Consider the following 6,330-nt stretch of genomic DNA (forward strand, 5'->3'; position numbering starts at 1 on the left):
TATGAAGCTATTCATAAAAGAAATTGTGCTATGGCCAGAAGACAGTCGCAATAGCGTTCTCTCGATTCCTTTCGCGACAAACAAAATCAATGTAATTCATGGACGTAGTCGTACTGGTAAATCTTCGATAATCGCGATTGTCGACTACTGTCTCGGAGCAACCCGGTGCGCCATTCCCGTTGGAATTATCCGAGATAACGTGAGATGGTTTGGGCTTGTTCTGGAAATCAACGACGAAGAAGTCTTGATCGCGCGACGCACTCCTGGTGACCGCCAAACTAGCAAAGAATTTTTTATAGACCCTAATTTCGATACGATACCGCTATCGCTTGATACCACACATAATGAACTACAATTCAAACAGGCCTTCAATAACCTTGTTCAGCTAACCAATTTGCCTTTGACTGATGGACAGGATATTGGGCGATTTGACGGGCGGCCCTCCTATAGAGATCTAGCTGCATTCAATTTCCTACCTCAGCATATCGTGGCCAATCCGAATACGCTGTTCTTTAAAGCTGACTCGTATGAGCATAAGGAGCGTTTGAAGCGAGTTATGCCGTTTGCACTTGGAGTAATCGACAACGAGTACTTATTAAAAGAACGTGAGAAGTCACAACTGCAACGGATGTATGATGATTTAGTAAAGCAACGTGAAGTTCTTCTGCGCTCGATGAAAGCCTGGGACGCGGATATAAAGCGGCACTGGGACGATGCCGTAGAACTGGGGCTGGCTGCAGAATCAGACGCAAAGACTACAGAAACACGCATCGAAAAATTTGGAGAATTAAACAGACTCTTTTTACAGGACGGGCTAAAAAGCGTCTTGCAAACGCCGAATTTCGTTTATACGAATGAACGATATAAAGACGCAATGAAGAAGGAAATCGACTTGCAAAAGCTGGTCGATTCCCATCGACGTGAAGTAAGGGGATTGGAGCAATTATCCTCCAGGGCGGATAGCTTTAAAAATGCTGTAAAACTCGAGCAAAATCGCGTCGTCAACTTTGATTGGCTGAAGTCTAGGATCGGTGGAGATAACGAATGCGTTGTATGTGGTTCTCATACTAACCAGCTCAGCGATGTCATTTCCCATCTCGACACGGAAGTCAATCGCGTAAACGTGCTAGCTAAAGCTCTTTTTGAAAATCCCGTTGTCGATAAGGAGATTGAGGCGTCTAAGTCGCGTCTTCGACAAGCCAGCGCGGAATTACATACCACAAGAGTGGAGCGTAACCGATTGCAGACTATCGACGCTGCAACAAAGGATTCTCTTAGCCGGGTATATTTGTTGATCGGAAGAATTCAGTCGGCGCTTGCAGCTGTCGCGACATCAAATAACACAGATGATCTTTCTAATAGAATTGACGTGCTCAGCAAGCAACTGAACGATCTAAACTCGTATTTTCTCACTTCCGGAAAATCTCAACGCGAAGCCAAAGTTGACTCCCACCTGAGTGGCCTGATCGACATATATGCAGAGGGTTTTGGACTGGAAAAACGCGGCTCTATTAAGCTTGATAAAAATGAGTTAACGTTAAGTTTTCGATTTGATGAAAACTCGAAAAAGGAATATTTGTGGGAAGTCGGCAGCGGGGCAAACTGGATGGGCTATCACATAGCGACATTCCTAGCTCTACACGAATTCTTTTCAAGTGATGAATTGAAAAACACACCAGTTTTTCAATTTCTAATTATTGACCAGCCTAGCCAAGTATACTTCCCAAGTGCCGCCTCCGGGGCTAACGACCTAGATAAAGCGGGAGACGAAATTAAAAATATAATCGCAAACAGAAATGAAGATATTGAAGCAACAAAAAAAATATTCGAGATGCTTGCCGAAGGTCTACGACGCTCTTCGAATCGTTATCAAATAATTGTTCTTGAACACGCAGACGCCTCTATTTGGGGGCATTGTAAGGATACCGTGGAAGCCGCCAACTGGAAAAGTGCAGATGGCGGTCTCATTCCTCACGACTGGATTTTATCAAAAGTGATGCGATAGAACGATCACCAAGTCTTCATGCTAGGAAGGCATATTTTCAGCCTCCCGACATGAAGGCTTCACAGCTTGTATCCCACCGTCTTCAATCCAACGCCCATACGAGCCTGGAGTGCACAGGCGTCATCGTGTAGTGGAAATGCGATAGGCTGGCCAAGCACGATCCGATGGTGTCCCACCAGTGGTGGCGCCATGAGCCGTCACCTTTGCAATCTACCGGCGCGGCCCAAGCATTCACAGTCATGCGGGTCCGCCAGATTGTAAGCAGCAGCATGCAAGCAGAAATACCATAGGTCGCGAGGCCCATGCAGTAAAGCCAGGGCCGGATGTTGCACCGAGAACTGCACCCTTCTTAGCTTCTCAATCGCGCAAGCCCTGCCAATAATTAGTTCGATGGATCGAGTATTTCTGCAGAAAGCCCTATTAAGTATGCCTTCCTCCTCTCGGTTTCGCTAACTTCTAATTTGCTATTGACTAAATTTTTTGAGCCTCCGTAAGGTAAGAAAAAATGCCGAACGTTGTAAATTGGATTCACTGGTTATTTTTAAATTGACAACCACACTTGGTAAGCCTTAAATTCGAAGTTGTAACCAAATGTTGCAATACAAAAAAGCGCATAAAGCGCAATTGAAAGGTCCAAACATGGTTTACCGCATCGGGTTGGTCATCGCTTGCCTTCTAAGTGCCTCTCCAAGTTTTGCCGCTAGCACTAGTGATACGGAGTCACAAGCAACTCCTCCGCGCGAGCAGCCCGGATTTTGGTCAAAATCCTATGAACCTGAGCAGAGCTTTTCCAACATCGAAGTTGCATTCGCAAGATTTAGTGCATTGGAAAAGTCAGTTTTGGCTCACGAAAACATTATAAAACCGCCCACAGATGGATCCTACGAGAAAGAACTAGGGGCCTACGCTAGGGCCGGTATAAATCTATCGGATATTGCATGCGATGCTTGGTTAGGACAACTTGGCAGGACTGAGCGCGTGACGTCTCTGCAGAAAGATATAATGAACATAGTGGGCAATGCGCTAATCGGTTTTGCAGGTATAAACGGAGCTAGTCCAAGTAGCTTAGCTAAAGGCGCACTGGGGTTATCTGCTGCCAATGCGTCAACTGATGCGTTTGTGAATACAGTGGTCATGGGGACCATTAGTGACATTCAAACAAAATTAAAAGAGGTGCGCAAGATTTCCGCAGCAACGTTGCGAGTCAATGTTGCCGACAATTTCGATGACACAAAGAGCATGTTGATCGAATATCACAGTTCCTGTTCACCTACTGGGATAAAACAGTTATTAAAAGATAGCCTTAAAGCTGCTAAGTTTGTACCGCCGGATACCAAGTTAACCGAACAAACTATATCGGCTCGCATTGCGTCGTTAAAATCTCGACTTACTGATTCTCTTTATGGAGGAAAGCAGTCTTTTGTAACTTCGGACGACGATTTATATGCACTATATATATTAAGCAATACGCCCTCTGAAGATACTTCACCTTACATTGCTACGTTACGCACTACAAATGCGGTTAACCTGCTAAAAAAGCTATCCAATACGGGTGACGCCGGTCCTGCTTGGTTGGCCGAGATAGCCACTGGTCTGCACTTTAAAGAACGCGCGGTACGTGAATCTGCCGCCTACAAGGTAGCTGCAGATGTGGCAGAGGCAAGCGCGAAAGCTGCGGCAGCAGCGAAAGCAAGCGTTACCATACAAGAAGCCGCAGCGGTCCAGCCAGCAGTTCTTGCTAAGCTAGATAGAAGTACATCAGGCGATGTCAAACAGGCGGGAGCCTTAGCGAATAATGGAGAAATTACCCAGGAAAAGACGAAGAAACTCGAAGAAATAGCAGATAGAAGTGCTGAGAAGTTGGGGCACTCCAAAGATCCAACGCTAAAGAAATTGTCTGCGAGCTTAAATGAATTTAGTGAAAAGCAGAAAGCTGCTGAAATTGCCAAAGATAATGCCGTCACGGCTGCGGTGGCTCCAGTTTTGCCTGATTCGGCAAAAATCACGATGCCATTAAGCAACCCTGTATCAATTAACGCGGTTATTGATAAAAATCAACGCCCTTGATTCTTATGAATTTCAAGGATCTGCAGCAGACGACCTTGATTCCGATTTTTAGACAGCTGGGCTGGGCCGGATCGGCTCTTGCCGCCTCGCGTTTGAAAAAACGCTATCGTCTGAGTCTTCTGTTTGATTGACGCTAGCATGACTCACCATGCGAGTGTGATCTACTATGGACGGCTGCCATACATTTTCCACTATTTTCTAGTAACACAATAGGACAACATGTTTAATTCATGGCAAGAAGCTGCTCTATTTAACACGAGTTTAATAAATGCAAATAACCCAAAGACTGGCGAATCATGGAGTGGAACGGGATTTTATGTTGCACTAGTTACGAAAAATGGTACTGCGTTATTTTTAATATCAAACAAACACGTGCTGGAAAATACAGTTGATGTAGAGTATTCGGTATCATTACATAAGAAATCCTTAAAAGGCAGTGGTATGCCATTGAGGGCTGGTGAAAAAGAAATATATGTCGACCTATTGAATTCAGAGAAAGTTAAATTGGATTGGCAGGGTGCATATTTTCAGCATCCAGATAAATATGTTGATTTAGCCTGCATTTGCTGCTCTGAACTACTCGACCGAGAAGATATAGTATTAGTGCCATTTTCTCAGAACAAAATATTAAATTGGGAGACTTCATTCCTACATCCTGGTCAGCAAGCTTATTTTATCGGATATCCCGATGGCGTTAGCGATAGCACACATAATTTACCCATTATGAGAGGCGGTATACTGTCAAGTTTGCCATATCTTAATTTTGATGGGAAACCAGATTTCTTATTAGACGCGCAGGTTTGGCCTGGATCAAGTGGCAGCCCCGTTTTTGTAAAAGGGGAAGAGGGACAACCTGCATTTTCATTGATCGGAATAATACATTCAACGCGGACGAAATTTGATCAAACAGATACGAACATCGGCCTTGGATATGCAGTCAAAAGCTCAGAATTGTTAAGACTTTTTCAGTACATTATAGAGTCTCAAGAGAACTAATTTCAATATTATGTGGCATTATTTTGAAACCCTATCCTTTTGAAATTTACACGTTCGTAAACGATTCGGATAGGTTAGAAGGTAAATAACCTTCCAACCTACCCGCAGCAGCCCAGCGCCCATGCGTGTCTGCGCCAGATGGTCGACCGGGTGTAGTGGAAAATGCGATGGTTCGGCTCTCGCCGAACGCTGGCAGCGACAACAAGCAACCGCTACCTTGCGGTGACACTCGCCATCGTCCCAACAATATCGAGTGCGTACGGCCCGATCTTTGCCGGGTCGTATTGAATCCTGATCTGCCACGCCAGGTTGTCGATCAGATGCTGAGTTATCTCTTCGCGCACCACTGGCGTGGCGCTAGCGAGCGCTTCAGTCACTTCTTTCTCAAGCGTCACAGCAACATGAGTTCCCACATGCGCCGGGTTGTTCGGAACAGGGATCGGGCCACGGAAGCACAGCATGCCATAGGCGTCCTCCATCGCTTCGATGTCAGCCGAAAAGAACGGCAGCATTACATCCGCAAAGCGTTTGTTGAATTCATTGAGGCTGGTCGTCAGAGTCATGTTCTTCTTTCATCAAATCTGGACGCGGGCAGAGTTGCCCGATCTGTTGAGAGAATTCTACAAGGTCTGGCCGATAGCCGGATGTTGAAAATCCACGACACTCGGCGCTTGCAGTTCCATCAGAAAAATTAGATAAATGATTTATACCAATACTCAAAAACACCCACGTAAGCTGCGACATGGTCATCGCCCCGCAGACAATTAAGCTTCTGACGTAGCTCCGCAAACCCTGCGTTCATGCGGGTCTTACGTGAATGATCTCGCAGGTGTGATGAGAAATGAGATGGCTGCTCAGCGAAAGATCGCCTTGGAGCGGTGATCAACTCGGTGAGGTAGCCTGGCCTTGGCCTGCTAATTGGCCGTTGCCGAGTCCTCAAAAACTGTTGATGGTAAAGGCTCCTTAACCACACGAGCGCCTACATCATGAACGCTAAGACTACTGCAACCGAGCTGCCCAAGGCAACGAACGACCAGAAACCGGCAGCATCTATCGGCGTTCCGACCACGCCGCAAGCTGTTACGCCTGCATCGCCAAGCGCAGCTGGACCGATTAAAAACGCCGCTACGCCGATTTCATCGACGCCGACGGCGGAAATGACGGGGGCGGAAGGAAAATCCGTTACTGCCGATTCTCCTGCGGCCAAACCGGAGAAGAAGCCGAAGCCGCCGACGAAGATGGAAATCGCGTCATCCATCTAC

Annotated in this window: 4 protein-coding genes and 1 pseudogene; 4 read left to right on the forward strand and 1 reads right to left on the reverse strand. The window is 46.2% G+C overall.

What is annotated here, in order from left to right; translation table 11 throughout:
- The first annotated feature begins 1 nt into the window (after nt 1).
- The 3 genes from BM436_RS34075 to BM436_RS34080 all read left to right on the forward strand — a co-directional run bounded on the left by BM436_RS34075 (nt 2) and on the right by BM436_RS34080 (nt 5,068).
- Nucleotides 2-2,005, forward strand: a complete 2,004-nt coding sequence (locus tag BM436_RS34075) for a DUF3732 domain-containing protein (protein ID WP_093561251.1) — start codon at nt 2-4, stop codon at nt 2,003-2,005.
- Between the two features lie 591 nt (nt 2,006-2,596).
- The gene (locus BM436_RS36760) at nt 2,597-4,072 is read left to right on the forward strand and encodes a hypothetical protein (protein WP_143133471.1); all 1,476 of its coding nucleotides are present in this window, start codon (nt 2,597-2,599) and stop codon (nt 4,070-4,072) included.
- Between the two features lie 219 nt (nt 4,073-4,291).
- Nucleotides 4,292-5,068 (forward strand): S1 family peptidase, encoded by a 777-nt coding sequence (locus BM436_RS34080; RefSeq protein WP_093561253.1) that lies wholly within the window; start codon nt 4,292-4,294, stop codon nt 5,066-5,068.
- Nucleotides 5,069-5,280: 212 nt separating this feature from the next.
- Here BM436_RS34080 and BM436_RS34085 read toward each other — a convergent pair whose 3' ends face one another.
- Nucleotides 5,281-5,631, reverse strand: coding sequence for a hypothetical protein (locus BM436_RS34085; RefSeq protein ID WP_093561255.1), 351 nt, complete (start codon nt 5,629-5,631; stop codon nt 5,281-5,283).
- Nucleotides 5,632-6,054: 423 nt separating this feature from the next.
- Between BM436_RS34085 and BM436_RS36765 the strand changes: the two are divergent.
- Nucleotides 6,055-6,330, forward strand: a pseudogene (locus BM436_RS36765) (hypothetical protein); the annotation flags it as partial.

Source organism: Pseudoduganella namucuonensis, assembly GCF_900116645.1.
GTDB lineage: Bacteria > Pseudomonadota > Gammaproteobacteria > Burkholderiales > Burkholderiaceae_D > Rugamonas > Rugamonas namucuonensis.